Origin of the sequence: Streptomyces sp. SA15, assembly GCF_002291145.1 — a bacterium.
Lineage (GTDB): Bacteria > Actinomycetota > Actinomycetes > Streptomycetales > Streptomycetaceae > Streptomyces.
Map to the genome: position 1 here is coordinate 78,259 of NZ_NTGE01000007.1, position 25,704 is coordinate 103,962.

Below are 25,704 nucleotides of genomic sequence, written 5' to 3' on the forward strand. Positions count from 1 at the left end.
TCGGAGTTCAGAGAATCCGCGGGCCCCGGGCAGGGCGCAACAGCTCGAGTGATGACCGAACTTCCTACCCAGAATGACCTGGGCGAGGTTCAGAGGGTCTGCGGCCCGTGCCGCACTCTCAGCGCTGTGGCGCTCCCCTGTCGGAATATGAAGATGTCGGAAAATGAAGACGTCAGAGTATGAAGATGTACGTACAGAGATCAGACTACCGCTCGGTGGCCGCGAGCTGACCACACGCCCCGTCGATCTCCTGTCCACGGGTGTCCCGGATCGTGACCGGCACACCATGGGCGGCGATGGCCTCCACGAAGGCCTTCTCGTCCTCGGGGCGGGAGGCGGTCCACTTCGACCCCGGGGTCGGGTTCAGCGGGATCAGGTTGACGTGCACCGGCCTGCCCTTGAGCAGCCGTCCGAGCCGGTCGCCGCGCCACGCCTGGTCGTTGATGTCCCGGATCAGCGCGTACTCGATGGACAGCCGGCGCCCGGACTTCTCGACGTACTCGAACCCGGCGTCGAGCACCTCGCGCACCTTCCACCGCGTGTTCACGGGGACGAGGGTGTCGCGCAGCTCGTCGTCGGGCGCGTGCAGCGAGATCGCGAGCCGGCACTTGAAGCCCTCGTCGGCGAACCGGTGGATCGCCGGGACGAGACCGACGGTCGAGACGGTGATCCCGCGCTGCGAGAGCCCGAGCCCGTCCGGCTCGGGGTCGGTGAGCCGCCGGATGGCCCCGACCACACGGTTGTAGTTGGCGAGCGGCTCGCCCATGCCCATGAACACGATGTTGCTGAGCCGCGCCGGACCCCCAGGGATCTCGCCATCCCTCAGGGCCCGCATCCCGTCCACGATCTGGTGCACGATCTCGGCGGTGGACAGGTTCCGGTCCAGTCCCGCCTGCCCCGTGGCGCAGAACGGGCAGTTCATCCCGCACCCCGCCTGGGAGCTGATGCACATGGTCACCCGGTCCGGGTAGCGCATCAGCACCGACTCCACGAGCGTCCCGTCGAACAGCCGCCACAACGTCTTGCGGGTGGTGTCCTCGTCGGTCGACAGATGCCGTACGACGCTCATGAGTTCGGGAAGCAGCGCCTCCTGAAGCCGACCGCGGGAACCGGCCGGGATGTCGGTCCACTCCTGCGGGTCGTGCGCGTACCGCGCGAAGTAGTGCTGCGAGAGCTGCTTGGCGCGAAACGGCTTCTCGCCGATCTCGACGACGGCTTCCTTGCGCTCACCGGGGGTGAGGTCGGCAAGGTGCCGCGGCGGCTTCTTGGCTCCGCGGGGGGCGACGAAAGTGAGTTCTCCGGGCTTAGGCATGGCTGTACCAGTGTCGCAGATCGACAGGTGTGGCCCGGGCGCCCGGAATCCGGGCGCCCGGGACATACGGCGGTACAGCCGGGCTTGCCTGGCCCGGCCTGGTCGATGAGCGTGTCTGTGCCCTACACGGAGGTCTACGCGGACGGCTGCTCCAGCAGGTCCTTGAGGAGCTGCTCGTCGCGCGGCAGCTCCTTGCGGGCCTGGGGGCGGGCGACGAGCGGTACGAACAGCTTGCCCATGCCGTGCCCCTCGAAGTCGAGCTCCACCGTCACGCGGGAGCGGCGCCCCTCGTCGAGCGGCTCGATCTCACCGTGGACGCGCGGTCGAACGGGGCCGTCGATCCCGCGCAGACCCCAGCTGTACGGCGGCGCGTGCTCGGTGTACTCCACGGTCATCGGGAACTCGCGGGTGCCGAGGCGCCGGGTGACCCGGACGCGGGAGCCGGTGTGCAGCGGACCCTCGTCGAGCCGCTCCGCGGAGACGGCACTCAGCTGCCATTCCGGCAGATGAGAGGGGTCGGTGACATACGCGTAGACGTCGTCGGGGCTGCGGTCGACGTCGATCACTTCTCGGATGGCGGACATCGCGCCCTCCTTCCAGGGCGTCCCTCTTCGAGGGCCGGGGCGGTCCCCTTCGAGGGCCTACACCGGAAATCGTCCCACTCGACGGACCGAGAGGCCATCGCGAGCGGACGCGCTGGAGCCCCCGCCGCGGCGGGGGCTCCACGGGGTACGGCGGTCAGCCGGACCCGACGAAGATCACGAGAAGCAGCCGGACCACAGGGGCCATAGGCAGCGGAGAAATACCCCCCGACTCAGCCAGAGCCGACAAAGACAACAAGCAGGAGCCACACCACAGGAGCCGTCGGCAACAGCGAATCCAAGCGGTCCATGCTGTACCGACATGCCGCTACCGCGGCGTGGCGCCGTGCCCGCGACTCAGCCAGAACCCACAAAGACAACAAGCAAGAGCCACACCACAGGAGCCGTCGGCAACAGCGAATCCAAGCGGTCCATGATGCCGCCGTGCCCCGGCAGCAGCGTGCCCATGTCCTTGATGCCCAGGTCCCGCTTGATCATGGACTCGCCGAGGTCGCCGAGCGTGGCGCTGGCCGCGACAGCGAAGCCGAGGATCAGGCCCTGCCACCAAGTGCCGTCGTCGATCAGGAACTGCATGCACAGCGCGCCCGCCGCCATGGCGAAGCTCACCGCTCCGAGCAGGCCCTCGCGGGTCTTGCCCGGGCTGATGCGCGGTGCCAGCTTGTGCTTGCCGAAGCGCCAGCCGATGGCGTACGCCCCGGTGTCGCTGACGACCGTCAGCAGCAGGAACGTCAGCACCCGCCGATGCCCGTCGTCGGCGGTCAGCATCATGGCGACGAACGTGGCCAGGAACGGGACGTAGAAGGCCGCGAAGATGCCCGCTGTGACGTCCTTGAGATAGCCCTCCGGCGGTTCCGTCATACGCCAGACCAGGACGCCCAGCGCGGTGAGCGCCATGGCGACCCACGCGCCCTCGGCACCCCGGACGTAACCGGAGACCACCATCGCCGCCCCGCCGAGCGCCAGCGGCACCAGGGGCGCCTTGATGCCCTTGCGCTCGTCCAGCCGCTTGGTCAGCTCCCACAGGCCCACCACGACGGCGACCGCTATGACGCCGACGAACACGGCCTTGACGATGAACAGCGATGCCACGATCACCGCGCCGAGCCCGACACCGACCCCTATGGCCGCACTCAGGTCCCGGCCCGCGCTCTTCTTCTGCGGCGCGGGCGCCGGCTGCGAGGAGTCGGGCATGGGCTCCGGATTCTGCGGCGCCGCCCCATAGGGCCGCGCTTGCGGCGTGTCGTAAGGGCCGAGGGCCGGGGCCTGCGGCGGGTGGTACGGCGGAGTCCGCTGCGCGTCGTACGGCGGCGTCCGCGGAGGCTCCTCGCGGAACAGGGGGCCGCCCAGCCGAGCGGCCCCCCGGTCGTCATCCTGGTCTCCGCCATGCGCGGGTACCTCGGGCACGATGGGCATGGGGCGAGTGTGCTGCGCGTCATGCGCATCGTACGTGGGACCCGCCGGGGCAGCCCCCTGGACAGGCCCCTGGTCGGTGGGGCCCCAGTACCCGGTGTGTGGCGGCGCCCCCCAGGAAGAGTCGTTCATCAGACCTCGAGCAGCTCCGCTTCCTTGTGCTTGAGGAGTTCGTCCACCTGGGCGACGTATTTCGCGGTGGTGTCGTCGAGCTCCTTCTCCGCACGGCGGCCCTCGTCCTCGCCGACCTCGCCGTCCTTGATCAGCTTGTCGATGGCGTCCTTGGCCTTGCGGCGGACGGAGCGGATGGACACCTTGCCGTCCTCGGCCTTGGCCTTGGCGACCTTGATGTACTCGCGGCGGCGTTCCTCGGTGAGTTCGGGGAACACCACCCGGATGATGTTGCCGTCGTTGCTCGGGTTGACGCCCAGGTCGGAGTCGCGGATCGCCTGCTCGATGTTGCGCAGCGCGCTCTTGTCGAACGGGGTCACGACCGCCATGCGCGGCTCCGGCACGGAGAACGAAGCCAGCTGGTTGATCGGCGTCGGCGCGCCGTAGTAGTCGGCCACGATCTTGTTGAACATCGCCGGGTGCGCACGGCCGGTGCGGATCGCGGCGAAGTCCTCCTTGGCGACCACGACGGCCTTCTCCATCTTCTCCTCGGCCTCGAGGAGGGTCTCTTCGATCACCACTTGCTCCTGCGTGTCTTGAGTAGGCCCGGCTGCGGTTCCTTGATGGGGCGGCGGCCGGCTGCGTCGCGTCTTCTTCTGCACGGTTCCCGACCCGCGGGACATTGTCCATCCCCCGGTCAGGCTCCGTCCCGTCCGTCTCCGGACGGGGTGGTACCCGGGTCGTCAGGCCCGGCTGCCCTGGTCACCCACGAGCGTGCCGATCTTCTCACCCTTGACGGCGCGCGCGATATTGCCCTCCGCCAGAAGCTCGAAGACGAGGATCGGGAGCTTGTTGTCCCGGCAGAGCGTGATCGCGGTCATGTCGGCGACCTTGAGGTCGCGGGTGATGACCTCGCCGTAGCCGAGAGAGTCGAACTTGACCGCGTCCGGGTTGGTCTTCGGGTCGGAGTCGTAGACCCCGTCGACGCCGTTCTTGCCCATCAGCAGCGCCTCGGCGTCGATCTCCAGGGCGCGCTGGGCTGCGGTGGTGTCGGTGGAGAAGTACGGCATGCCCATACCGGCGCCGAAGATGACCACGCGGCCCTTCTCCAGGTGGCGCACGGCGCGCAGCGGGATGTACGGCTCGGCGACCTGGCCCATGGTGATGGCCGTCTGTACCCGGCTGTCGATGCCCTCCTTCTCCAGGAAGTCCTGGAGGGCGAGGCAGTTCATCACCGTGCCGAGCATGCCCATGTAGTCGGAGCGGGCCCGGTCCATGCCGCGCTGCTGCAGTTCGGCACCGCGGAAGAAGTTGCCGCCACCGATGACGACCGCGACCTGGGCGCCGTCGCGCACGACGGCGGCGACCTCGCGGGCGATCTTGTGTACCACGTCGGGGTCCACGCCCAGGCCGCCGCCACCGGCGAAGGCCTCTCCGGACAGCTTCAGCAGAAACCGGCCGCGTACTTTGCCGTCGTCGCTCTTCTGGGCCTTGGTGGTCATGGAGATCCCGCCTCTTTCACGTGGTGCACATGCGAAGAAGGCCATTGCCGGTGGGGTGTCGTTCGCATCCCATGCGCGGCAATGGCCTCCTCGTCAGATCTGCTGTCGTCCCCCACGCACGCGTGCGTGGGGGCGTACGCGGACGACTGATACGACCCTATCGGGATCGCGCGTCGATCGCCGTACGGACTCAGATGCCGACCTTGATGCGCGTGAAGCGCTTCAGGGTGACACCGGCCTCGTCCAGAACCTTCTGGACCGACTTCTTGTTGTCGAGCGCGTACGGCTGACCGAGCAGCGTGGCGTCCTTGAAGAAGCCGTTGAGGCGACCCTCGACGATCTTCGGCAGGGCGGCCTCGGGCTTGCCCTCGGCGCGGGTGGTCTCCTCGGCGATCCGGCGCTCGGCCTCGACGACGTCGGCCGGCACGTCCTCCTTGGAGAGGTACTTCGGCGCGAAGGCGGCGATGTGCTGGGCGACGCCCTTGGCGACCTCGGCGTTCGGCTTGTCGAGCTCGACGAGGACACCGATCTGCGGGGGCAGGTCGGGCATGGTGCGGTGCATGTACGCCGTCACGAAGCCGTCCGCGAACTGCGCGAAGCGGTCCAGGACGATCTTCTCGCCCAGGTTGGCATTGGCCTCGTCGACGTACGCCTGGACGGTCTTGCCGGGCTCGATCTCGGAGGCGAGCAGCGCCTCGAGGTCGGCCGGGGCGGTCTTGGCGACGTGCTCGGCGATCGTGGTGGCGACGGCCTGGAACCTGTCACCCTTGGCGACGAAGTCCGTCTCGCACTTCAGCTCGACGAGGACGCCGGAGGAGTTGTCGTCGGCGATGATCGAGACCACGGCGCCGTTCTCGGCGGAGCGGCCCTCACGCTTGGCGACGCCCTTCTGGCCCCTGATGCGGAGCGCCTCGACGGCCTTCTCGACGTTGCCCTCGGCCTCGTCCAGCGCCTTCTTGCAGTCCATCATGCCGGCGCCGGTGAGCTCGCGGAGCTTCTTGACGTCGGCGGCGGTGTAGTTCGCCATGAGTCTGAGAATCTTTCTCGAAGTCTGGAAGATCGAAGATCTGCGGGGTCTGCGGCCTCCATGGAGCAGGAAGGCCGTGACGCACCGTCGACCTACGGGTGAACGGCGGGAGCGGTCTTCACCGCGCCGGAGGCGCTGGATGCAGTACCGCTCCCGCCGTCACCGCTGACGGGTCGGTCGTCAGGCCTGCTCGCCCTCGGCGGCCGGAGCAGCCTCGGCAGCCGGAGCCTCGGCGGCGGGGGCCTCGGCAGCCGGAGCCTCAGCGGCGGCCGGAGCCTCGGCGGCCGGGGCCTCGGCGGCCGGGGCCTCGGCGGCCGGGGCCTCGGCAGCGGCCTCGGCCGGCTTCTCCGCCTCGTCCGCCTTCTTCTCACCCTCGAGCAGGTCGCGCTCCCACTCGGCGAGCGGCTCGCCCGCGGCCTTCTCACCCTTGCCCTCGGTGGCGACACCGGAGCGGGCGATGAGGCCCTCGGCGACCGCGTCGGCGATCACACGGGTGAGCAGGGTGACGGAGCGGATCGCGTCGTCGTTGCCCGGGATCTTGTAGTCGACCTCGTCGGGGTCGCAGTTGGTGTCGAGGATGGCGACGACCGGGATGTTGAGCTTCCGGGCCTCGCCGACCGCGATGTGCTCCTTCTTGGTGTCCACGATCCAGACGGCGCTGGGCACCTTCTGCATCTCGCGGATACCACCGAGGGTCTTCTCCAGCTTGGCCTTCTCGCGCGAGAGCACGAGAAGCTCCTTCTTGGTCAGACCCGACGCGGCGACGTCCTCGAAGTCGATCTGCTCGAGCTCCTTGAGGCGCTGCAGACGCTTGTAGACGGTCGAGAAGTTGGTGAGCATGCCGCCCAGCCAGCGCTGGTTGACGTAGGGCATGCCGACGCGGGTGGCCTGCTCGGCGATGGCCTCCTGCGCCTGCTTCTTCGTGCCGACGAACATGACCGTGCCGCCGTGGGCGACGGTCTCCTTGACGAACTCGTAGGCGCGGTCGATGTACGACAGCGACTGGAGCAGGTCGATGATGTAGATGCCGTTGCGCTCGGTGAAGATGAAGCGCTTCATCTTCGGGTTCCAGCGACGGGTCTGGTGACCGAAGTGGACGCCGCTTTCCAGCAGCTCCCGCATCGTGACGACGGCCATGGCCGTTCTCCTTGAGTTTCTCGGTTGTGCCGCGGGTGCCGGATAGCACTCGCGCCTGACGCCCACGTGCGCCGTGCCGCAAAGGACCGAGGAGCGCTGACACCGGCCGGTGAACCGACCCGGTGTCGGGGCGTGCGAAGTCGACCCGGTGACCCGGATCGCCAAAGGAAGTGTACGGGACCCGCGAGGCACCGGGTGACGCCGCTGTCCACAACCGGGGAGTTGTCCACAGGTCCCGGCCATGATCGGCCGTGCTGCGGGACGGTTCTCGCATGCGAGCGAAACGATGCGTGGGTGCGTGTGTCGGGTTGTTGTTGGTACTGGCGGTGGCGGTGACGACCTGCGCGCTCCCACCGAGCGGCCGGCCCGTCACCTTTGCCCCGACCGGCACCGACACGTCCGTACCGGCGATCGGCCGCGTCTGGCCCGTGGGCATCCGCCCCCAGGTCCTCCGAACCTGGGAACCCCCACCGACACCGTACGCCCGCGGCCACCGGGGCGTGGACCTGGCTGCGCCTCCGGGGACACCGGTACGGGCGGTGGCGGCGGGCCGGGTGTCCTTCGCGGGCCGGGTGGCGGGCAAGGGGGTCGTCTCGGTGGAACTCACGGGCACAGGCGATCCCCCACTCCGGACGACGTACGAGCCGGTACAGGTGTCGGTGAAGAAGGGGGACGAGGTGGAGGCGGGCGAGGTGCTGGGCACGGTTGAGCCGACGGGTTCGCACTGCACGGCGACGTGCGTCCACTGGGGCCTGCGGAGAGGCGACACCTACCTGGACCCACTGTCACTGCTACCACCGTGGCTGCTGCGACGGGGTCCGTCGAGGTTGCTGCCGGTACTGGGCGTACCGCTGCCTTCATAGCCGTGTAGCTGCGTAGTCGCGAGCAGCCCTGGCCGACCAGCCGCAGGCAGCCAATCCCGCCCAGCCGTGACGGCCGGTCCCGCCCAGCTGCGGGCATTCGTGCCGCCCAGGGCAGCTCCCGACCAAAGAGAGGCGGCACCCCGTAAGCGCCGGGCTGCGCGACCACCCCGCCCAGCCCCAACGCGGCTCAGCCTTGAACACCCCGCAGCGCCATGGAAACCGCCGCCTCCGTAATCACCGCAGGCTCTTCCGCAACGCCCAGCTCAATCCTCCGCACAGCCGCATCCACAACGCCCTGCAGCAACATCGCCGCCATCCGAGGCTGCGCGTGCCCCATCTCCCCCAACGCCTCGACGATCATCGCCACAAGCCCCCCGTGCGCGGCCCGGATCTTCTCCCGAGCCCCCGCATCGAGCTCACTCGCCGAGATCGCCACCACGGCACGGTGCCGCCGGTCCCCGACCAGCGCCAACTGCTGCCGCACATACGCCTCGACCTTGCCCTCAGGCGTCGAGGCCCGCTCCATCGCCACCGAAACCTCCGCCGCCCAGACCGGGAAGTCGACCTCGCACAGCACCTCGACCACGGCGGCCCGCGACCGGAAGTACTCGTACACGGACGAGCGGGCAAGTCCCGTCCGCTCGGCGAGGGCCGGAAAGGTCAGCGCCTCCGTCCCGCCCTCGGACAGCAGGGAACGAGCCGCGTCCAGCAGGGCGGCTCGCTGCATCGACCGGTGCTCGGCCACGGAGGCCGCTCGAATCCTTGGCACGTCCATCACTTTACGGACGCGCCGCCCCCGACGGCAGTGACTCCCACCGCATCAGCGACCGAAACTCGCCAGCTTCGCCCGCAACTGGAGCACGGACTTGGTGTGGATCTGGCTCACCCGGCTCTCGGTCACCCCCAGCACGTTCCCGATCTCGGCGAGCGTGAGGCCCTCGTAGTAGTACAGCGTGACCACGGTCTTCTCCCGCTCGGGCAGCGTGTTGATCGCCCGCGCCAGAAACCGCCGCAGCTCCCGGTCCTCCGCGACCTCGACCGGATTGTCCGCGGCGGTGTCCTCCAGCGTGTCCATGACGCTCAGCCCGTCGCCGCCCTCGCCCCCGCAGTGCAGCAGCTCCTCCAGGGCCACCACGTTCGCCAGCGACAACTGGCTGAACACGGCGTGGAGCTCGTCCACCGCGATCCCCATCTCGGCGGCCACCTCCCCCTCCGACGGTGTCCGCCTGAGCTTCGCCTCCAGCGTCGCGTACGCCCGTTCGACGTTGCGCGCCTTCTGCCGTACCGAGCGCGGAATCCAGTCCAGCGCCCGCAGCTCGTCGATCATGGCGCCCCGGATCCGGGTGATCGCGTACGTCTCGAACTTGATCTCCCGGTCGATGTCGAACTTCTCGATCGCGTCGATCAGCCCGAACACCCCCGACGACACGAAGTCCGCCTGCTCCACATTGGGCGGCAACCCGACGCTCACGCGCCCCGCCACGTACTTCACCAGCGGTGAGTAGTGCAGGATCAGCTGCTCGCGCAGCCGCTCGTCCCCGGTCGCCTTGTACGACCGCCACAGCTCGTCGAGCGTCGAAGGAGCGGGCGGCCGCACGCTGCCACCCTCGCGGGCGGCTGAGGGGATCGCCGCCCGGTCGGACCCGGAGGTGTGCTGGGGCATTCGTCGCCTTGTGCCGTTCTGCCGTGAAGTAGTGCTGCCTGGGTGAGCTGTCGCTCTGATGTCAGTCTGTTTGTCGAGATACCGGTCTGCGCCGGAATCCACGTGAGCGTAGCGTGACTGAAGTGTCGCGGTGCGCGAAGGACGATGCTCGACCCGTACGCAGATACGTTCCGCTGGACGCCCCATCGCAGCACATCCATAGCTCTACGTGATCATCGAATCGCACCAACTACCGGAATTCCCAAGGGCGTCAGGGTTCCCCCGGACGGCCGAACACGCTCGGTCAACACCCCTGCCGATCACTGCGTGCGGAGATCATCGCCTGGCGTGTCAACTTCCAGCCATCGCCGTGTCGTTCGACGTAACCAAGTGATCGGAGTTCGTACAGTCTGGCGATCGCGTCGTCCTGGGTGGTCTGCGCACCGCGTGCGATCTCGTCCGCGGACGCCGCGCGGTGTCCCGGCAGCGCGGCCAGGACCCGCCGGGCGGCGGGCTCGAGGAGATCGCGCGGCAGCACGGGCCCGCGCCTCTCCGGCGCCAGCTCTCCCATGTCGCCGACCAGCTCCACGACCTCCGCGGCATCCGTGACCAGCACCGCCTCCTGGCGCAGCAGCTCATGCACACCGGCCGAGAGCCCGCTGGTGGCCGGTCCGGGCACCCCCATCGTGTGACGGCCCAACCGCTGTGCCGCACGTGCCGTGACCAGCGAACCGCTCCGATACGCGGCCTCGACGACCACGGTGCCCCGGGTGAGGGCGGCGATCACCCGGTTCCGCAGCACGAATCTGCTGGGCGTCGGATGATCACCGGGCGGCAGCTCCCCGACCACCAGTCCCTGTTCCGCGATCCTGGTGATCAGCTGTGTGTGTCCGCGCGGATAGGGCCGGTCGACGCCGCAGGCCAGGACCGCGACGGTGGCGCCGCCCGCTCCCAGGGCACCGCGGTGGGCGGCACCGTCGACCCCGTAGGCACCGCCGGACACCACGACCCAGCCGCGCTCGGCGAGGCCGGCGGCGAGGGCGGCCGCCATGTGGGCGCCGTACTCGGTGCAGGCGCGGGCGCCCACGACGGCCACGGACCGCAGCGCCCACATCCGCAGACTGGCTCGACCGCGCACCCACAGGCCCAGGGGCCGCGCGTCTCCCAGGTCATCGAGCTGCCCCGGCCACTCGGCGTCCCCCGGACACACGAACCGCACTCCGGCGTCACGCGCGACGGCGAGATCCCTCCGAGGCTCGGCCCGCCCGGCCCGGGCCAGCAGCCCCGCCCACCGCTTGTCACTCACCCCCGGCAGGGCAACGCCTCTTTCCCGCAACCGCCGAACCACCGCCCCCACCCCGAGCTCCCGCACCCACCGTCCGGCGACTTCGTCCCCGGGCTCGATGACACGGGCGAGCAAGGCACGACCGAGCAGTTCGCCGTCCGGATCGTCGCCGCCGCTCACGTCATCGCCCCGATGGCCATGGGGACGCCTCGCGGCACTCCCGTGCGCAGTTGCAGCGCCAGGGCGACGTCCGTCGCGTCGGGACGGTCGTGGCCGACGAGATCGGCGACGGTCCAGGCCACCCGCAGGACACGGTCGAGTCCGCGAGCGGTCAGCACGCCCCGCTCCAGGTTCCGCTCCGCTTCGTCCATGGCGCCGGGCGCGGCATACCAGCGGCTGCGCAGCTCGCGTCCGGGGACCTCGCTGTTCGTCCGCCACGGGGTGCCCACCAGGCGGTTCGCCGCTCGGGCCCTCGCCTCCCGGACCCGGTCGGCCACCGCCGCCGTCGACTCTCCCCGGGCGCCGCGCTCGGTCAGCGCGGCGCGCGTGACGCGGTCCACCTCGACCCGCAGGTCGACGCGGTCGAGCAGCGGGCCGGACAGCCTGGCCTGATAGCGCCGGACCGAGGAGGGCGGGCACTCGCACAGGTCGTCCGTCCGGGAGAAGCGGCCGCACGGGCAGGGGTTGGCCGCTAGCACCATCAGGAACTTCGCCGGAAAGCGCACGACACCCGCACTGCGCGCGATCACGACGTGCCCCGCCTCCAGGGGCTGCCGGAGGGCGTCCAGGGCCCGGCTGTTGAACTCCGGCGTCTCGTCCAGGAAGAGAACGCCCCGGTGGGACAGCGACACCGCCCCGGGCCGGGCGATGCCGGGACCACCGCCGACGAGCGCCTGCATCGTCGCCGAGTGGTGCGGGGCGCAGTAGGGCGCGACGTCGATCAGAGGCTTGCCCGCGGGCAGCAGGCCGGCCACCGAGTGCACCGCCGTGACTTCCAGGGACTCCTCCCGGCAGAGCCGGGGCAGGATGGCGGGCAGTCGCTCCGCGAGCATCGTCTTCCCGGCGCCGGGCGGCCCCTCCAGGAACAGGTGGTGTCCGCCCGCCGCTGCGACCTCCACGGCCGTGCGGGCCGAGAGCTGGCCCACGACGTCGGCGAGGTCGTGGCCGTGGTCGAGCTGGGCGGCGCCCATGCTGTGCATGCCCGTGGCCGCGCCCGTGCCCGGCACCCGCAGTCCGGCGAGGAGCGGGTCGGGACGGCCCGTCTCGTCCGGCTCCTCCTCGGGCACGGGCTCGTCCGCGAGGACCGCGATCAGCTGCCGCAGGCTGCGCACCCCCAGGACGGACACGCCGGGCACCAGGGACGCCTCGGCGGCGGCGCACTCGGGCACCACCACCTGCTCGTAGCCGGCGTCCGCCGCGGCCAGCACGGCCGGGAGGATGCCCCGAACCGGCCGTACCCGTCCGTCGAGGCCCAGCTCGCCGATCATCACGATGTCGGCGAGCACCCGGGGATCGATCCGCTCGGCGGCGCCGAGGACGGCACAGGCGACGGCGAGATCGAAACCTGAGCCCGCCTTGGGCACGGACGCCGGGCTGAGCCCCACCGTCAGCTTCTTCTGCGGCCACTCGGCCCCGGAATTGACCACCGCGGCCCGCACCCGGTCCCGGCTCTCCGTCAGGCTCTTGTCCGGCAGCCCCACCAGCGTGAACGCCGCGACCCCCGGTTCCAGGTCGGCCTGGACCTCGACCACCACGCCCTCGACGCCCACCAGCGCCACCGCGCACGCACGTGCGAAACCCATCTCAGGCCACCCCCCGCACGTGCTCGACCACGGCCGCCCCGCGCCGGGGCAGGAGCACGCCGACCAGGTCGATGCGGACGCCTCCCGGCGGGGCTCCTCCGTGGGCGTGGATCCAGCGCTCGGCGAGTCCTCGCAGCCGTTCCGCCTTGTCGGGGGTCACCGCGGCCATCGGATGCTCGAAGGCACCCGTACGCCGTGTCTTGACCTCGCAGACGACCAGGACGTCGCCGTCCCGGGCCACGATGTCGATCTCCCCCGTCCTGCCGCAGCGCCAGTTGCGCTCCAGGACCGTCATCCCGGCCTCGACCAGCCGCCGCGCGGCCAGCGTCTCGCCGTACTTGCCGAGTGCACTGCGTGCCAGATCTGCGTTCATGTCGGCACCACCTCCGGCGCCAACCGTCACGCATCCGACCGCATGCAGTGGATCTTGGTGGACTACTCAGCGGTTGTGGAAAACCTCGTCACTCCCACGGGGGACGCTCACGCTCACCCACCCGGCAACTCCAGATCGCTCTTGTTCAGCTCCTCGATGTTCACGTCCTTGAACGTGAGCACCCGCACCTGCTTCACGAAACGAGCCGGCCGGTACATGTCCCACACCCAGGCATCCGCCATGGACACCTCGAAGAACACCTCACCCTGGACCGAGTGCACCTGCATCTCGTAGTCGTTGGTCAGGTAGAAGCGCCGTTCGGTCTCGATCACGTACTTGAACAGACCGACGACATCGCGGTACTCCCGATAGAGCTTGAGCTCCATCTCGGTCTCGTACTTCTCGAGGTCCTCGGCGCTCATGGCATGTTCCCCTTCAGCCGTGCGATCCCACCATTGTGCGCCAGTCCCGTGAGCCCCTAGACGATTTCGGTGTCCAGGGTCACGGGCCCGGCCGGGGGACCTTCGTCGAGCAGCCTGCGCAGCAGCTCGGCGAGTCTGGTCGGATACACCGTCTCATGTGCCCGGGTCAGTTCCTGACACGTCCACCAGCGTGCTCCGGCGACACTGCGCCGCTCCAGTTCCGTCAGGCTCGCCGCCTGGGGCTGCGTCCGGCTCGTACGGCTCGTACGGGCCAGGTAGTACCACTCGTCCTGGTCCCACCGGCGGCCCGCGAACGGGAAGGAGCACATCCGCCGCCACAGCACCGGGCCGAGTTCGACCTCGGTGATGCCGGTCTCCTCCGCGAGTTCCCTGAGCGCGGCCTCTTCACGAGTCTCATCGCCCTCCACGCCGCCCCCGGGCGTGAACCACCAGTCGTCGGCCGGATCGTCCGGCTCGTGGCCGTGCAGCAGCAGGATGCGGTCCCCGGGGTCCAGCAGCACCACCCGGGCGACCTTGCGCAACCCGCCCGCGTACGAGTCCGCCTCAGCGGGCACCGGCGAGCTCCGTACGCGTCCGGGAGCGGCCGCCCAGCCGCTTGGCGATCGGGCCGTACGCTCCGCCGCCGAGGACCAGCGCGGCCCCGACGACGATCAGCGCGCCGATCGTACGCAGCGGTCCCGGCGTGGACAGGGCCCCGAGCGTCTCGAAGCCCGTCGGCCGCTCCAGCATGCCGTTCATGGGCCACACCACGGCGTCGACACGGCCGGTGACGGCACCGACCGAGACGGTGCCGCGCGCGGCGTCCGCCAGGTGGGCGGTGGAGTCGAGGGAACCCTGGCGCTCGTCGCCCAGCAGGAACAGCCGGCCCTTGGGCACCGTCACGGTCGGGAAGTTCGTGATCTCGGCGGCGCTTCCCTCGGGCAGATACGGTTCGTCGATCTGCTTGCCGTTGACGGTCAGCTTGCCGTCGGTGCAGCAGGACACCGTGTCACCGCCGACGGCGACCACACGCTTGACCACGGCGGCGTTGGCGACCCAGGTCGTGTCCTCGAAGACCACGACATCACCGCGGCGCACCTCGTCACCGTCCACGCGCTGGGCCAGGACCCGGTCGCCAGCGTCGATCGTGGGCGTCATCGAGCCGGTGGGCACGGTGTACGGCCGGTAGAGCACCGCACCCCAGGCAAATCCGCCGAGGAACAGCACAAGGCCCAGCGCGACGGCCAGTCCGGACAGTCGCTGTCCGGTCCGGCTGCCCACCGGGCCTATGTCTGTGCCGCCGCTGCGCGGGGCCGTACGCGTCGTGCTCTCGCCACCCATGGGTCCGCACCCTACCCGGCGGTACCTGACCCGGTCAGCCCTTCCGGCCCGGCCATGGTCACAAGCCGCACGAGGGTTTAACGAGCCTTGACCGTAGGAGATCGAGTCCGCTCAGCGCGTCTCGGCGGCGGCGATCCTCCTACGACGCCACAGCGCCACCGGCACGACACCGGCGAAGGCGAGTCCCTGGGGCGCGACCGTCAGGTCGGCCGACGCCTGGTTGTTCAGGCCGGACTGGTCGAAGGTGTCGGGGACCGGCAGGGTGCCCCAGCGGTTGATCGGCCAGGCCTTGACGATGGCGCGGCCCACAACCTCGTTCACCGGGACCATGCCCTTGTGCTCGTCCGACTGGTTGTAGCGGGAGTCGCGCGAGTTCTGCCGGTGGTCGCCCATGACCCAGATGGAGCCCTCGGGGACCTTCACCGTGAACTGGCCGCCCTGGTCGTCGACGCTGCACGGCGTGTTGCCGGGGTAGATGTACGACGTCTCGTCCAGCGCCTTGCCGTTGACCATCAGCGGCCCGGTGCCCTTGCAGGAGACGGTGTCGCCGCCGACGCCGATGACCCGCTTGATCAGGTCCTTCTCCGAGGGGGACGGCATCAGGCCGATCCAGCTGAGGAACGTCTGCACTGCGTTCGGGTTGGTCGTCGGCTCGCCCGCCAGCCAGTCGTCGGGGTCGTGGAAGACGACGACCTCCCCGCGCTCGGGCTCGGAGCCGAACCAGGGGGTGAGCTTGTCGACCAGGACCCGGTCACCCTGCTGGAGGGTGTTCTGCATCGAGTCGGAGGGGATGGAGAACGCCTGCACCAGGAAGGTCTTGATCAGCAGCGCCAGCACCAGCGCGATACCGATCAGGATGGGCAGCTCCTTCCAGAAGGAGCGCGGCTTCTTCGGCTGGGGGGACGAGCCGCCCGGCCCTGCGGGCCCCTGGTCGCCGGGGCCGTCCGTCCCGGGCTCGTCACCCGTCACCCTGCCGTCCTCGGCCGCCCCGGAGTCATTCCCGGAGGTCACGGCGCTGTCCGCGGCCGGGACGGCTGATTCCACGGGGCGCCCGCGGTGCTCCTCGCCGTCGTGCCCGGACCGTGCGCCAACCGCCACATCCCCCACGCCAACTCCTTACTCTGTGCCGCCGCCTGCCCCATGTCCGGCGCAGGCCCACCACTCCCATAACGAGCGGGAGTTCCGCAGGGCTCGGGAGTTGGATCGTTCCGTTCGGATCGTCGGGAGCAACCCTAAGCGACAGCTGGGGTGACGCGGTCGTCCCGGACCCCGAGTCGGACACGGAAGCGTAGGTTTTCGGCTCTTCCAGTGTGGTCCAGTGACCGAAGGGCCAGGCGATGACCATGGCCCGTCCGACCACGGAGTCCTCGGAGACCGTGCCGCCGTAGTCCGTGTCCTGGTGCGAGCGGGAGTCCGCGGAGTTGGATCGGTGGTCGCCCATCACCCACAGCCGGCCCGCCGGGACGGTGATCTCGAACGGTTGCGTGGAAGGAGCGTTGCCGGGATACAGATAGTCCTCGTTCAGGGGTACGCCGTTGACAGTGACGCGCCCCTGCGAGTCACAGCACTTGACGCGGTCGCCGCCGACGCCGACGACCCGCTTGATCAGGTCCTTCTCGTTGTCGGAGGGCAGCAGGCCGATGAAGGTGAGCGCCTCCTTGACCTGCTTGACGACGATCGGGTCGTCCTGCTTCGTGGTGGGCTGCTCGTCCTGGAGCCAGCCGCCGGGGTCCTTGAAGACGACGACGTCCCCGCGCGTCGGCTTGGAACCGAACCACGGGGTGAACTTGTCGACCAGGACCCGGTCGCCGATCTGGATCGTCTGCTCCATGGAACCGGACGGGATCACGAACGCCTGGACGAGAAAGGTCTTCAGGACGAGGGCTATGAGGACCGCGACGCCGACGAGGAGAGGTATCTCCTTCATCGCGCTGCGCCTGCGCCGCCGCTTGACCTTGCGCTGCAGCTTGCGCCGCTCGGCACGGCTGCGCCCCCCGCCCGGACCGGCGGCTGCCCGCCGAGCTCCGGTGGGCAGCAGATTGTCGGCCGCACTGGACACGCCGCGCGGTTTGCCACGGTTACCCATGGGCACCCACCGCTCTTTGGGGCTTCGCCTCCGGGGCGCTGGGCACGCGCGCGTAGGCGCCGGAGCCGTGGATGCGGGTGAAGTGGCCGACGGGCCAGACGATCCAGTCGGCCCGTCCGATGACGTCGTCGACGGGGATCATTCCGCCGCCGGGTGAGCCCAGGTGGTCGCGGGAGTCGCTGGATTCGCTGCGGTGGTCGCCGAGGACGAACAGGGTGCCCTGGGGCACGACGACGTCGAAGGGCACCGTGGACGGGCTGTCGCCGGGGTACAGGAACGTCGACTCGTCGACCGACCGGCCGTTCACCTCGATCCTTCCCTCCTTGTCACAGCAGACCACGTGGTCTCCCCCCACACCGACAACGCGTTTGATGTAGTCCGCGTCCCCGAAATACCCAGTTCCGTCGAACACGACAACATCGCCGCGCCGCGGCTCGGCACCGAAACGGTACGCCAACTTATTTACGAGAACGCGGTCGCCGATCCTCAATCCGCGCTCCATGGATCCGCTGGGAATCCGGAACGGCTGCAGCACGAAGGTGCTGAGCAGCAGGAGGAAGAGCAGACAGACCAGCAGGCTGAGGGTGATCCGCCCGCCGGGAAGCCACTCGGCGGTCCGCGACATCAACGCGAAACGCGACCGTCCCTCCGGTCCCTCTGTGTCCGAGGTCTCCTCGGCATCGGAAGGGCGGGAGGAGCGGTCGCGCTCCGTCGGCTGTGCTTCGGTGTCCATCGGGGCCAGATGCTATCCGGCCCCGCTGTGACCACCGAAAAGCGCTCAGTTCTCGCGCTTCTCCTTGATCTTCGCGGCCTTGCCGCGCAGCTCGCGCAGGTAGTACAGCTTGGCGCGACGCACGTCGCCCTTGGTGACGAGCTCGATCTTCTCGACGATCGGGGTGTGCACCGGGAAGGTGCGCTCGACGCCGACGGAGAAGGAGACCTTGCGGACCGTGAAGGTCTCTCGGACACCGGCGCCCTGGCGACGGATGACTACGCCCTTGAACTGCTGCACACGGGAGCGGTTGCCCTCGATGACGCGGACGTGGACGTTGACCGTGTCGCCCGGGCGGAAGGCCGGGACGTCGCTGCGCAGCGACGCGGCGTCGACGGAGTCGAGCAGGTGAGACATTTCGTCTGCTTTCTTCGCTGATGCCACAGGTCATCAACGGGAACTAGGTGTTCGAAAGGGAGAGCCCTGCGCGTCGGGGCGGGCGTCGTGTCCCCCTGTGGCAGGGGCGCACACCGGACGGCGCACAGCAGCGACCTATTCTTCCACGCCCTCTGGCCTGCGCCAAAATCGGCCGTACGGCTCCCCCGCCGGGTCCGGCGCCCAGCCCAGGATGGAGAGCATCTCGCGGTCCTTCTTGTCGAAGACCTTGGGATCGCAACGCTCGATGAGGTCGGGCCGGTTGGCGGTCGTACGCTTCAGGGCCTCGTCCCGGCGCCAGCGGGCGATCTTGCCGTGATGGCCGCTGAGCAGCACGTCCGGGATCTCCCGGCCACGCCACTGCGGAGGCTTGGTGTAGACGGGCCCCTCCAGGAGGTTGGCCATGGCGCCGGGCGCGAAGGAGTCGTCCCGGTGCGACTGAGCGTTGCCCAGGACCCCGGGCAGCAGCCGCGCCACGGCCTCCGTGACGACGAGTACGGCCGCCTCGCCGCCGGCGAGGACATAGTCGCCGATGGACACCTCGTAGACCGGCATCCGGGTCGCGTACTCGTCGATGACACGGCGGTCGATGCCCTCGTAGCGGGCCGGCGCGAAGATGAGCCAGGGGCGCTCGGAGAGCTCGACGGCGAGTTCCTGGGTGAAGGGGCGGCCGCTGGGGGTGGGGACCACCAGCACCGGCCGGGTGGCTCCGGTCTCGTAGCCGTCCGCCAGGACGGAGTCCAGGGCGTCCCCCCAGGGCTCGGTCTTCATGACCATGCCCGGGCCGCCGCCGTACGGAGTGTCGTCGACCGTGTTGTGGCGGTCGTACGTCCAGCTCCGCAGGTCGTGCACATGGACGTTCAGCTGTCCACGCGCGCGTGCCTTGCCGACCAGCGAGACGTTCAGCGGCTCCAGGTACTCGGGGAAGATCGTGACGACGTCGAGCCTCATGCGCTGTCGTCCCTGGAGGAAGCACTGTGTCCATCAGCGACTTCGTCGCGGGCAGCCTGGTCGTCGATCAGTCCCGGCGGAGGGTCGATGACCGCCCGCTGCTCCTCCAGGTCGATCTCGGTGACGATCTCCTGGACGAACGGGATCATGACCTCGCTCCCGTCGGGCCGTTCGACGATGAAGAGGTCCTGGGAAGGCAGGTGCGAGATCTCGGTGATCCGGCCCACCTCCACGCCGTCCTTGGTCACGACGTCGAGATCCATGAGCTGGTGGTCGTAGTACTCGTCCTCTTCCTCCGGCAACTCCTCCGGGTCCACCTCCGCGATCAGGAGGGTGTTGCGGAGGGCCTCGGCGGCGTTGCGGTCGCGGACGCCCTCGAAGCGCAGGAGCAGCCGGCCGCTGTGGACGCGGCCGGTCTCGATGGTGAGCGGGCCCGTCGAGGCGGGGTCCGTGAGCAGGACGGCGCCCGGGGCGAGCCTGAGTTCCGGCTCGTCGGTGCGGACCTCGACGTTGACCTCGCCCTTGATGCCGTGGGCGCGGCCGACCCGTGCGACTACGAGCTGCACTGTGCTTGATCTCCTGTCATACGACTTCGGGCCGGGGACGGCCCAGTGGCCCTCCCCGGCCCGAGCCGGTGCTGCGTTTGGCGTCAGCGGACGTGGTCGACGTCGACCAGGTCGACGCGGACACCGCGGCCGCCGATGGCACCCACGACGGTGCGCAGAGCGCGTGCGGTGCGGCCGTTGCGGCCGATCACCTTACCGAGGTCGTCGGGGTGGACCCGGACCTCCAGCACACGCCCGCGACGCAGGTTGCGCGAGGCGACCTGCACATCGTCAGGGTTGTCGACGATGCCCTTCACGAGGTGCTCGAGAGCCTCCTCGAGCATGCTCAGGCCTCGGTCGACTCAGACGAAGACGACTCGGCCGGGGCCTCGTCCTTCTTCTCAGTCTTCTTCTTCCGGGTGATCGCCTCACCCTTGCCCTCGTCATCGCCACCGAGAGCCTCGAACGACGGGCGCGCCGCCTTCTCGGCCGGCTGCAGCAGCGGAGCGGGGGCGGGCTCGCCCTTGTACTTCTGCCAGTCGCCGGTCTTCTTGAGGATCGCGAGCACCGGCTCGGTCGGCTGGGCGCCGACGGAGAGCCAGTACGCCACGCGGTCGGCGTTGACCTCGATGCGCGAGGGGTTCTGCACCGGGTGGTACAGGCCGATCTCCTCGATCGCACGGCCGTCACGGCGCGTGCGGGAGTCGGCGACGACGATGCGGTAGTGAGGCGAACGGATCTTGCCCAGACGCTTCAGCTTGATCTTGACTGCCACGGGAGTGGGTTCTCCTGGATTTGACGTGGTTGGGCACGGCGAGATGGCCGCGTGGGGTTGCGGTACCCGAGTGCCCGATGGACGCGTCAGCCGGAGGCGAGAGGGTTCCTGTGCGGCTGTCGAGTACAGCTAGCCATTCTGCCATACCCTGCGGGTCGCCTTGACCGGTGGGGCGTGGAGCTGGGCAGGTTTGAGGGGCACCCGGCGTCATCGCGGCCGTACGTCGGGTGCGCAACTCGGCGCTGCGAGGTGCCGCTGCGCCCACCCGTGCCGCCCATGGGGGTCCCCCCAGGCCCTTAAGGCACTGGGGGAGGCACGACTGCTCGCAGCTGTCCAGGTCGACCGCAACGGCACACCCGCTCTGCACGTCCGGCACCCACGAGATGCCGGGAAGGCAGTCAGCTCGCCGCCGCGCCCACGACCTCCGGGATCCGGAACGGCTTTCCGCAGCCGCCGCACACGATCGGGGCCTGAGCCAGGACCGACGGGACGACCCGGACGTTACGGCCGCAGTCGCAGACCGCCTTGACGCGGACGCCGCCGCCGGAGGAGCCGTGGCGGGCCGCCGGGCCGCGGAACGAACGTGCCGTGTCGGCGGCGGTCGCCGCCGTGTGGGCCTTGAGGGCGCGCTGGAGGCGCTCGATGGTCGGACGGTAGCGCCGCTTCGCCTCGGGGGTGAGCGTGACCAGCGAGAAGCCGCTGCTGGGGTGCGGCTCCTCGGGGTGGTCCAGGCCCAGCTCCTCGGCGATGGCGAGGAATCTGCGGTTGTGGTAGCGGCCGGCACGGGAGGTGTCGCGGATGCCGCGCGAGGCGGCGATGCCATGGACTGCCTCGTGAAGCAGTCGCTCGAAGGAGAGCTCGTGACCGCACGCGGACGACGACTCCCCAATCAGGGACTCTGGCGCGGCAAGGTCCGGCAGCTCGGGGTGGTACCGCTGAATGTCGGCCCACGCCTGTGCCAGCTCTGCGGCGAGAACAGGTGGTGTCTGTGTCGTGCTCACGTAATGACAACGAGCCGGGGTGCCCCAGTGTTCCGATTCCGGGGCATCCCAAATAATTTGCACGTACCCGTCAGTTGCCGCTGATGCGTCCTGACGAGGGCGGGTGCGCTGATCTGCGGAGAAGCCTCACAGCTCGTACCAAGGTGGTGCGTAGCCTGACGTACGACCCGGCGTGTAGACCGTGTCCACGCGCCGGTGTGGCTGTGGTCGGCGGATGCGCAAGAGGCCTTTCGGTCGCTCTGGCACCGGAAGGGCGTCACCTCAGTAAGCGCGCGCCACGACCGCGACGTTACCGGGTGCGTCCTCGGCGTCGGGCACCGCCCCGTCCTCGGCGACCAGACACCGTACGGTCACCGCGTGCTCACCCAGCTTGGCCTCGCCTTCTTCGCCGAGCACCGCCCACGGGACGCGCGCCCAGCGGCCGGCGGTGGCGGCCTCGACCGCCTCGTCGATCGTCGACACGTCGGAGGTGCGGGACTCGCGGCGTTCCCGGGACTGGGCCAGCAGCAGCGCCTGGTCCTCCTCGAGGACGGCGGGGAGGAGACCGACGACAGAGTCCAGCGACACCGGCTCCTTGCCTCCCGGGATGCGCCGCGCCAGCATCGCCGTGCCGTTCTCCAGGTCACGGGGCCCGACCTCGATCCGTACGGGCACGCCCTTGAGCTCCCAGTCGACGGCCCGGCGGCCGAACGGGGTGTCGGTGCGGTCGTCGACGTGGACGCGGAGGCCGGCCGCCCTCAGCTGGTCGCCGATTTCGCGGACCTTGGCCAGAACCGCATCGTCGCCCTTGATCGCGAGGACGACGACCTGGATCTGCGCCAGGCGCGGCGGGACACGGAGCCCGTTGTCGTCGCCGTGCATCATCACCAGGGCGCCGATCATGCGGGTCGTGGAGCCCCAGGAGGTCTGCCACACCAGTTCCTGAGTGCCGTCCTTCGACAGGTACTGGGTATTGAAGGCCTTGGCGAAGTTCTGGCCCAGCTCGTGGCTGGTAGCCATCTGAAGGGCCTTGCCGTCGCCCATCATGCCCTCGAGCGTGAGGGTGTTGATGGCGCCGGCGAACCGCTCCTTGACCGTCTTGCGGCCGGGGACGACGTCCATCGCGAGGACGTTCACCATGAAGTCCTCGTAGACCTTGCGATGGATGTGCGCGGCGAAGTCGCGCGCCTCCTCCCGCGTGGCATGCGCCGTGTGGCCCTCCTGCCAGAGGAATTCGGTCGTCCGGAGGAAGAGGCGCGGCCTGAGCTCCCAACGCACCACGTTCGCCCACTGGTTGATCAGCAACGGCAGGTCGCGGTAGCTCTGCACCCACTTCGAGAAGTAGTCGTTGATGATCATCTCGGAGGTGGGGCGGACGACCGCGGGCTCCTCCAGCTCCTTGCCGCCGCCGTGCGTGACGACCGCGAGCTCCGGCGCGAAGCCCTCCACATGGTCCGCCTCGCGCGTGAGGTACGACTGCGGGATCAGCAGCGGGAAGTACGCGTTCTGTGTGCCCGTCTCCTTGATGCGGGAGTCCATCTCGGCCTGCATCCGCTCCCACAGCCCGTACCCGTACGGTCGGATCACCATGGTGCCGCGCACCGGACCGTTGTCGGCCAGTTCGGCCTTGTTGATCAGGTCCTGGTACCAGCGCGGGAAGTCGTCCGCCTGGGGGGTGAGAACGGGTGCCTTTGCCATGGCGTGATGGTACGGGCCGACGTTGCCGGAATGTGAATTTTCGCCACTCGCACCGGGAAGCCACAAGCAGGGGCCGACAACCCCTGGACGCGGGCTCGAGTGCGGAGTTACCTGGCATACGGGGGGACATACGGGGGGAGTGCGAGCGCACGTCACGGGGGCTACGGAAACGGGCACAGGGGAAACTCTCGGCGGATTGGGGCGCTTTGATGACACCTACGCTCGTGCGGCAACGCCTGTCCCATGCGGGAAAGACACCCCGCGTGGACCTGGGCGCACGCGCGCGTGACTGGTCCGAGATCCAGGAGCGGATGCTGGTGCCGCTCTACGAGGCCGTCTACGAGCGACTGGAAGTGGGCCCCGCCACGCGGCTGTTGGGCCTCGGCTGTGGTTCCGGGCTGGCCCTGCTGATGGCGGCGTCCAGAGGAGCCGCGGTCACCGGTGTCGACTCCTCCTCGCCCGAACGGCTCGCCCTCGCGCGCGAGCGGCTGGCGCCGGGGCCGTGGGGCACGCGCGCGCGTGCCGAGACCCGGCTCGTCGACGGCTCACCCCGGGACGCGACCGACGCCAAGGCTCCCGCGTACACCCTGGTGACCGCCTTCGAGCCCATCGGGTGTCTCGCGGGCGACTCGGAGGGGCTCGGAGAACTGCTCGCCTCGGCGACGCCGCTCGCCGAGCGGGGGGCGGCCGTGGTGCTGGCCGGCTGGGGTCCGCCGGAGCGTTGCGCCACGTCGTCCGTGCTGCGGGTGGCCACCAAGCTGGCGGATCCGCTGCGCGGCGGGGGCAGTTGGCGCCCCGCCCTCCGGGACGACCTGGAGGAGGTCGCCCAGCGGGCCGGCCTCAAGCCGGACGGCTCCGGCCGGGTCGCCTGCCCCTTCGGATACGCCGACGTCGACAGCGCCGTACGAGGGCTGCTGTCGACGGGGCTCTTCGACGCGGCGATCTCCGCGACGGACCAGGAACAGGTGGACAAGGAGCTGACGGAGTCCCTGCATCCGCATCAGCGCCGGGACGGCACGGTGTGGATGCCGACCGTGTTCCGGTACCTGATCGCACGCGTTGCCTAGGCGTCCGTCACCTGGTCGGAGTCAGCCCATGAACTTCTTGAACTCGTCCGGCAGTTCGAAGTCCTGAGGAGCCTGCTGGCCCGGCACGCCGAAGGCGTTGCCGCCCTGAGCGGCGGCGGCGCGGCGCGCGGCCTCCTCCTGCTCCTGCTGCTTGCGCTTCATCGGGTTGCCGGAGCGCTGCTTGCCCTTGGCCTTCTTCGGCTGCTTCTTCGACCGGCCGGGGCCGCCGCCCATGCCCGGCATCCCGGGCATCCCCGGCATGCCGCCGCCCTGCGCCATGCGGGACATCATCTTGCGAGCCTCGAAGAACCGCTCGACCAGGCCCTTCACCGCGCTGACGTCGACGCCCGAGCCCTTGGCGATACGGGCGCGGCGCGAGCCGTTGATGATCGTCGGCTCCTGGCGCTCGGCCGGGGTCATCGACTTGATGATCGCGGCCGTGCGGTCGACGTCCCGCTCGTCGAGGTTGTTGATCTGGTCCTTGATCTGGCCCATGCCCGGGAGCATGCCGAGCAGCTTGGAGATGGAGCCCATCTTGCGGACCTGCTCCATCTGGGCCAGGAAGTCGTCGAGCGTGAACTCCTGGCCCTTCTTCGACGCCAGCTTGGAGGCCATCTTCTCGGCCTCTTCCTGGCTGAACGTCTTCTCCGCCTGCTCGATCAGGGTGAGCAGGTCACCCATGTCGAGGATGCGGGAGGCCATCCGGTCCGGGTGGAACGCGTCGAAGTCGTCCAGCTTCTCGCCGTTCGACGCGAACATGATCGGCTTGCCGGTGACCGAGGCGATCGACAGGGCCGCACCGCCACGGGCGTCGCCGTCGAGCTTCGACAGGACCACGCCGTCGAAGCCGACGCCGTCACGGAAGGCCTCGGCGGTGTTGACCGCGTCCTGACCGATCATCGCGTCGACGACGAAGAGGATCTCGTCGGGGCTGACCGCGTCCCGGATGTCCGCGGCCTGCTGCATCATCTCCTGGTCGATGCCCAGGCGGCCGGCGGTGTCCACGACCACGATGTCGTGGACCTTGGACTTCGCGTGCTCGATGGAGTCCTTGGCGACCTTGACCGGGTCGCCGACGCCGTTGCCCGGCTCGGGCGCGAAGGCCGCGACACCGGCCCGCTCGGCGACCACACTGAGCTGGTTGACGGCGTTGGGGCGCTGGAGGTCGGCGGCGACCAGGAGCGGTGAGTGGCCCTGCTCCTTCAGCCAGCGGCCCAGCTTGCCCGCGAGCGTGGTCTTACCGGCACCCTGCAGACCCGCCAGCATGATCACGGTCGGCGGCTGCTTGGCGAAGCGGAGGCGGCGGGTCTCGCCGCCGAGGATCGTGACGAGTTCCTCGTTGACGATCTTCAGGACCTGTTGGGCGGGGTTGAGCGCCCGCGAGACTTCGGCCCCCAGCGCCCGTTCCTTGACGTTTTTGATGAACGTGCGGACGACCGGAAGGGCGACGTCAGCTTCGAGGAGAGCGATGCGGATCTCGCGCGCCGTGGCGTCGATGTCCGCTTCGCTCAAGCGCCCCTTGCCGCGCAAGTTCTTGAAGGTCGCTGAAAGGCGATCGGAGAGAGTATCGAACACGGCGGCGTCGGTCCTCGGAGTCGGGGGCAGTCGGAGCGTCTTCCAGGGTAT

Annotated in this window: 28 protein-coding genes and 1 riboswitch; of the genes, 2 read left to right on the forward strand and 26 right to left on the reverse strand. The window is 69.6% G+C overall.

Annotated elements, in window-relative coordinates:
• Positions 1–43 precede the first annotated feature (43 nt).
• Positions 44–149: riboswitch (TPP riboswitch) on the reverse strand.
• A 56-nt stretch (positions 150–205) separates the two neighbouring features.
• The 7 genes from rlmN to rpsB form a co-directional block, all read right to left on the reverse strand.
• The gene (gene rlmN, locus CLM62_RS00530) at positions 206–1,312 is read right to left on the reverse strand and encodes a 23S rRNA (adenine(2503)-C(2))-methyltransferase RlmN (protein ID WP_095747887.1); all 1,107 of its coding nucleotides are present in this window, start codon (positions 1,310–1,312) and stop codon (positions 206–208) included.
• A gap of 134 nt (positions 1,313–1,446) precedes the next feature.
• Positions 1,447–1,896 (reverse strand): SRPBCC family protein, encoded by a 450-nt coding sequence (locus CLM62_RS00535; RefSeq protein WP_095747888.1) that lies wholly within the window; start codon positions 1,894–1,896, stop codon positions 1,447–1,449.
• 354 nt (positions 1,897–2,250) lie between these two features.
• Positions 2,251–3,456 carry a phosphatidate cytidylyltransferase gene (locus CLM62_RS00540; RefSeq protein ID WP_095747889.1) on the reverse strand — a complete coding sequence of 402 codons (1,206 nt, stop codon included), beginning with the start codon at positions 3,454–3,456 and terminating at the stop codon, positions 2,251–2,253.
• Complete coding sequence (gene frr / locus CLM62_RS00545) at positions 3,456–4,013, reverse strand: ribosome recycling factor (protein WP_095747923.1); 558 nt, start codon at positions 4,011–4,013, stop codon at positions 3,456–3,458. The genes CLM62_RS00540 and frr overlap by 1 nt, the downstream gene beginning before the upstream one ends.
• Before the next feature lie 165 nt (positions 4,014–4,178).
• On the reverse strand, positions 4,179–4,937 hold the full coding sequence (gene pyrH, locus CLM62_RS00550) for a UMP kinase (protein ID WP_095747890.1): 759 nt from the start codon (positions 4,935–4,937) through the stop codon (positions 4,179–4,181).
• Between the two features lie 190 nt (positions 4,938–5,127).
• Positions 5,128–5,964 (reverse strand): translation elongation factor Ts, encoded by an 837-nt coding sequence (gene tsf, locus CLM62_RS00555; protein WP_095747891.1) that lies wholly within the window; start codon positions 5,962–5,964, stop codon positions 5,128–5,130.
• A gap of 180 nt (positions 5,965–6,144) precedes the next feature.
• Complete coding sequence (rpsB, locus tag CLM62_RS00560) at positions 6,145–7,101, reverse strand: 30S ribosomal protein S2 (protein WP_095747892.1); 957 nt, start codon at positions 7,099–7,101, stop codon at positions 6,145–6,147.
• Between the two features lie 272 nt (positions 7,102–7,373).
• Here rpsB and CLM62_RS00565 point away from each other — a divergent pair, with 272 nt between their 5' ends.
• Positions 7,374–7,964, forward strand: coding sequence for a murein hydrolase activator EnvC (locus CLM62_RS00565; protein WP_095747893.1), 591 nt, complete (start codon positions 7,374–7,376; stop codon positions 7,962–7,964).
• A gap of 187 nt (positions 7,965–8,151) precedes the next feature.
• Here CLM62_RS00565 and CLM62_RS00570 read toward each other — a convergent pair whose 3' ends face one another.
• The 18 genes from CLM62_RS00570 to proS all read right to left on the reverse strand — a co-directional run bounded on the left by CLM62_RS00570 (position 8,152) and on the right by proS (position 23,011).
• A complete protein-coding gene (locus tag CLM62_RS00570) occupies positions 8,152–8,709 on the reverse strand; it encodes a TetR/AcrR family transcriptional regulator (protein WP_095747894.1) in 558 nt (185 codons plus the stop codon).
• Between the two features lie 75 nt (positions 8,710–8,784).
• Positions 8,785–9,627 (reverse strand): RNA polymerase sigma factor WhiG, encoded by an 843-nt coding sequence (gene whiG / locus CLM62_RS00575; protein ID WP_095747895.1) that lies wholly within the window; start codon positions 9,625–9,627, stop codon positions 8,785–8,787.
• A 283-nt stretch (positions 9,628–9,910) separates the two neighbouring features.
• The gene (gene dprA, locus CLM62_RS00580; RefSeq protein ID WP_095747896.1) at positions 9,911–11,071 is read right to left on the reverse strand and encodes a DNA-processing protein DprA; all 1,161 of its coding nucleotides are present in this window, start codon (positions 11,069–11,071) and stop codon (positions 9,911–9,913) included.
• The gene (locus CLM62_RS00585; RefSeq protein ID WP_095747897.1) at positions 11,068–12,693 is read right to left on the reverse strand and encodes a YifB family Mg chelatase-like AAA ATPase; all 1,626 of its coding nucleotides are present in this window, start codon (positions 12,691–12,693) and stop codon (positions 11,068–11,070) included. Before CLM62_RS00585 ends, dprA begins: the two co-directional genes overlap by 4 nt.
• A gap of 1 nt (position 12,694) precedes the next feature.
• The gene (locus CLM62_RS00590) at positions 12,695–13,066 is read right to left on the reverse strand and encodes a YraN family protein (RefSeq protein WP_179381881.1); all 372 of its coding nucleotides are present in this window, start codon (positions 13,064–13,066) and stop codon (positions 12,695–12,697) included.
• A 113-nt stretch (positions 13,067–13,179) separates the two neighbouring features.
• A complete protein-coding gene (locus CLM62_RS00595; RefSeq protein WP_003965949.1) occupies positions 13,180–13,488 on the reverse strand; it encodes a DUF2469 domain-containing protein in 309 nt (102 codons plus the stop codon).
• A 56-nt stretch (positions 13,489–13,544) separates the two neighbouring features.
• On the reverse strand, positions 13,545–14,063 hold the full coding sequence (locus CLM62_RS00600; RefSeq protein ID WP_095747899.1) for an NUDIX hydrolase: 519 nt from the start codon (positions 14,061–14,063) through the stop codon (positions 13,545–13,547).
• On the reverse strand, positions 14,053–14,829 hold the full coding sequence (lepB, locus tag CLM62_RS00605; protein WP_095747900.1) for a signal peptidase I: 777 nt from the start codon (positions 14,827–14,829) through the stop codon (positions 14,053–14,055). Before lepB (CLM62_RS00605) ends, CLM62_RS00600 begins: the two co-directional genes overlap by 11 nt.
• Before the next feature lie 111 nt (positions 14,830–14,940).
• Positions 14,941–15,936 carry a signal peptidase I gene (gene lepB / locus CLM62_RS00610; protein WP_095747901.1) on the reverse strand — a complete coding sequence of 332 codons (996 nt, stop codon included), beginning with the start codon at positions 15,934–15,936 and terminating at the stop codon, positions 14,941–14,943.
• Positions 15,824–16,915, reverse strand: a complete 1,092-nt coding sequence (gene lepB / locus CLM62_RS00615; protein ID WP_095747902.1) for a signal peptidase I — start codon at positions 16,913–16,915, stop codon at positions 15,824–15,826. The genes lepB (CLM62_RS00610) and lepB (CLM62_RS00615) overlap by 113 nt, the downstream gene beginning before the upstream one ends.
• Entirely contained in the window at positions 16,908–17,648 is a 741-nt protein-coding gene (gene lepB / locus CLM62_RS00620) for a signal peptidase I (protein WP_095747903.1), read from the reverse strand. Before lepB (CLM62_RS00620) ends, lepB (CLM62_RS00615) begins: the two co-directional genes overlap by 8 nt.
• Before the next feature lie 45 nt (positions 17,649–17,693).
• On the reverse strand, positions 17,694–18,044 hold the full coding sequence (rplS, locus tag CLM62_RS00625) for a 50S ribosomal protein L19 (RefSeq protein ID WP_018531094.1): 351 nt from the start codon (positions 18,042–18,044) through the stop codon (positions 17,694–17,696).
• A gap of 135 nt (positions 18,045–18,179) precedes the next feature.
• Positions 18,180–19,013, reverse strand: a complete 834-nt coding sequence (trmD, locus tag CLM62_RS00630) for a tRNA (guanosine(37)-N1)-methyltransferase TrmD (RefSeq protein WP_095747904.1) — start codon at positions 19,011–19,013, stop codon at positions 18,180–18,182.
• On the reverse strand, positions 19,010–19,579 hold the full coding sequence (gene rimM / locus CLM62_RS00635) for a ribosome maturation factor RimM (protein ID WP_095747905.1): 570 nt from the start codon (positions 19,577–19,579) through the stop codon (positions 19,010–19,012). Before rimM ends, trmD begins: the two co-directional genes overlap by 4 nt.
• A gap of 83 nt (positions 19,580–19,662) precedes the next feature.
• Positions 19,663–19,902: an RNA-binding protein gene (locus tag CLM62_RS00640; protein ID WP_003973401.1), complete on the reverse strand. Its 240-nt coding sequence runs from the start codon at positions 19,900–19,902 to the stop codon at positions 19,663–19,665.
• A gap of 2 nt (positions 19,903–19,904) precedes the next feature.
• On the reverse strand, positions 19,905–20,333 hold the full coding sequence (gene rpsP / locus CLM62_RS00645; RefSeq protein ID WP_095747906.1) for a 30S ribosomal protein S16: 429 nt from the start codon (positions 20,331–20,333) through the stop codon (positions 19,905–19,907).
• A gap of 398 nt (positions 20,334–20,731) precedes the next feature.
• Complete coding sequence (locus CLM62_RS00650; protein ID WP_095747907.1) at positions 20,732–21,334, reverse strand: hypothetical protein; 603 nt, start codon at positions 21,332–21,334, stop codon at positions 20,732–20,734.
• Positions 21,335–21,595: 261 nt separating this feature from the next.
• Entirely contained in the window at positions 21,596–23,011 is a 1,416-nt protein-coding gene (gene proS / locus CLM62_RS00655; RefSeq protein WP_095747908.1) for a proline--tRNA ligase, read from the reverse strand.
• Positions 23,012–23,220: 209 nt separating this feature from the next.
• Here proS and CLM62_RS00660 point away from each other — a divergent pair, with 209 nt between their 5' ends.
• The gene (locus tag CLM62_RS00660) at positions 23,221–24,078 is read left to right on the forward strand and encodes an SAM-dependent methyltransferase (RefSeq protein ID WP_095747909.1); all 858 of its coding nucleotides are present in this window, start codon (positions 23,221–23,223) and stop codon (positions 24,076–24,078) included.
• A gap of 21 nt (positions 24,079–24,099) precedes the next feature.
• On the opposite strand, the gene ffh is transcribed toward CLM62_RS00660, so the two are convergent.
• Positions 24,100–25,653, reverse strand: coding sequence for a signal recognition particle protein (gene ffh / locus CLM62_RS00665; RefSeq protein ID WP_095747910.1), 1,554 nt, complete (start codon positions 25,651–25,653; stop codon positions 24,100–24,102).
• Positions 25,654–25,704: the final 51 nt, after the last annotated feature.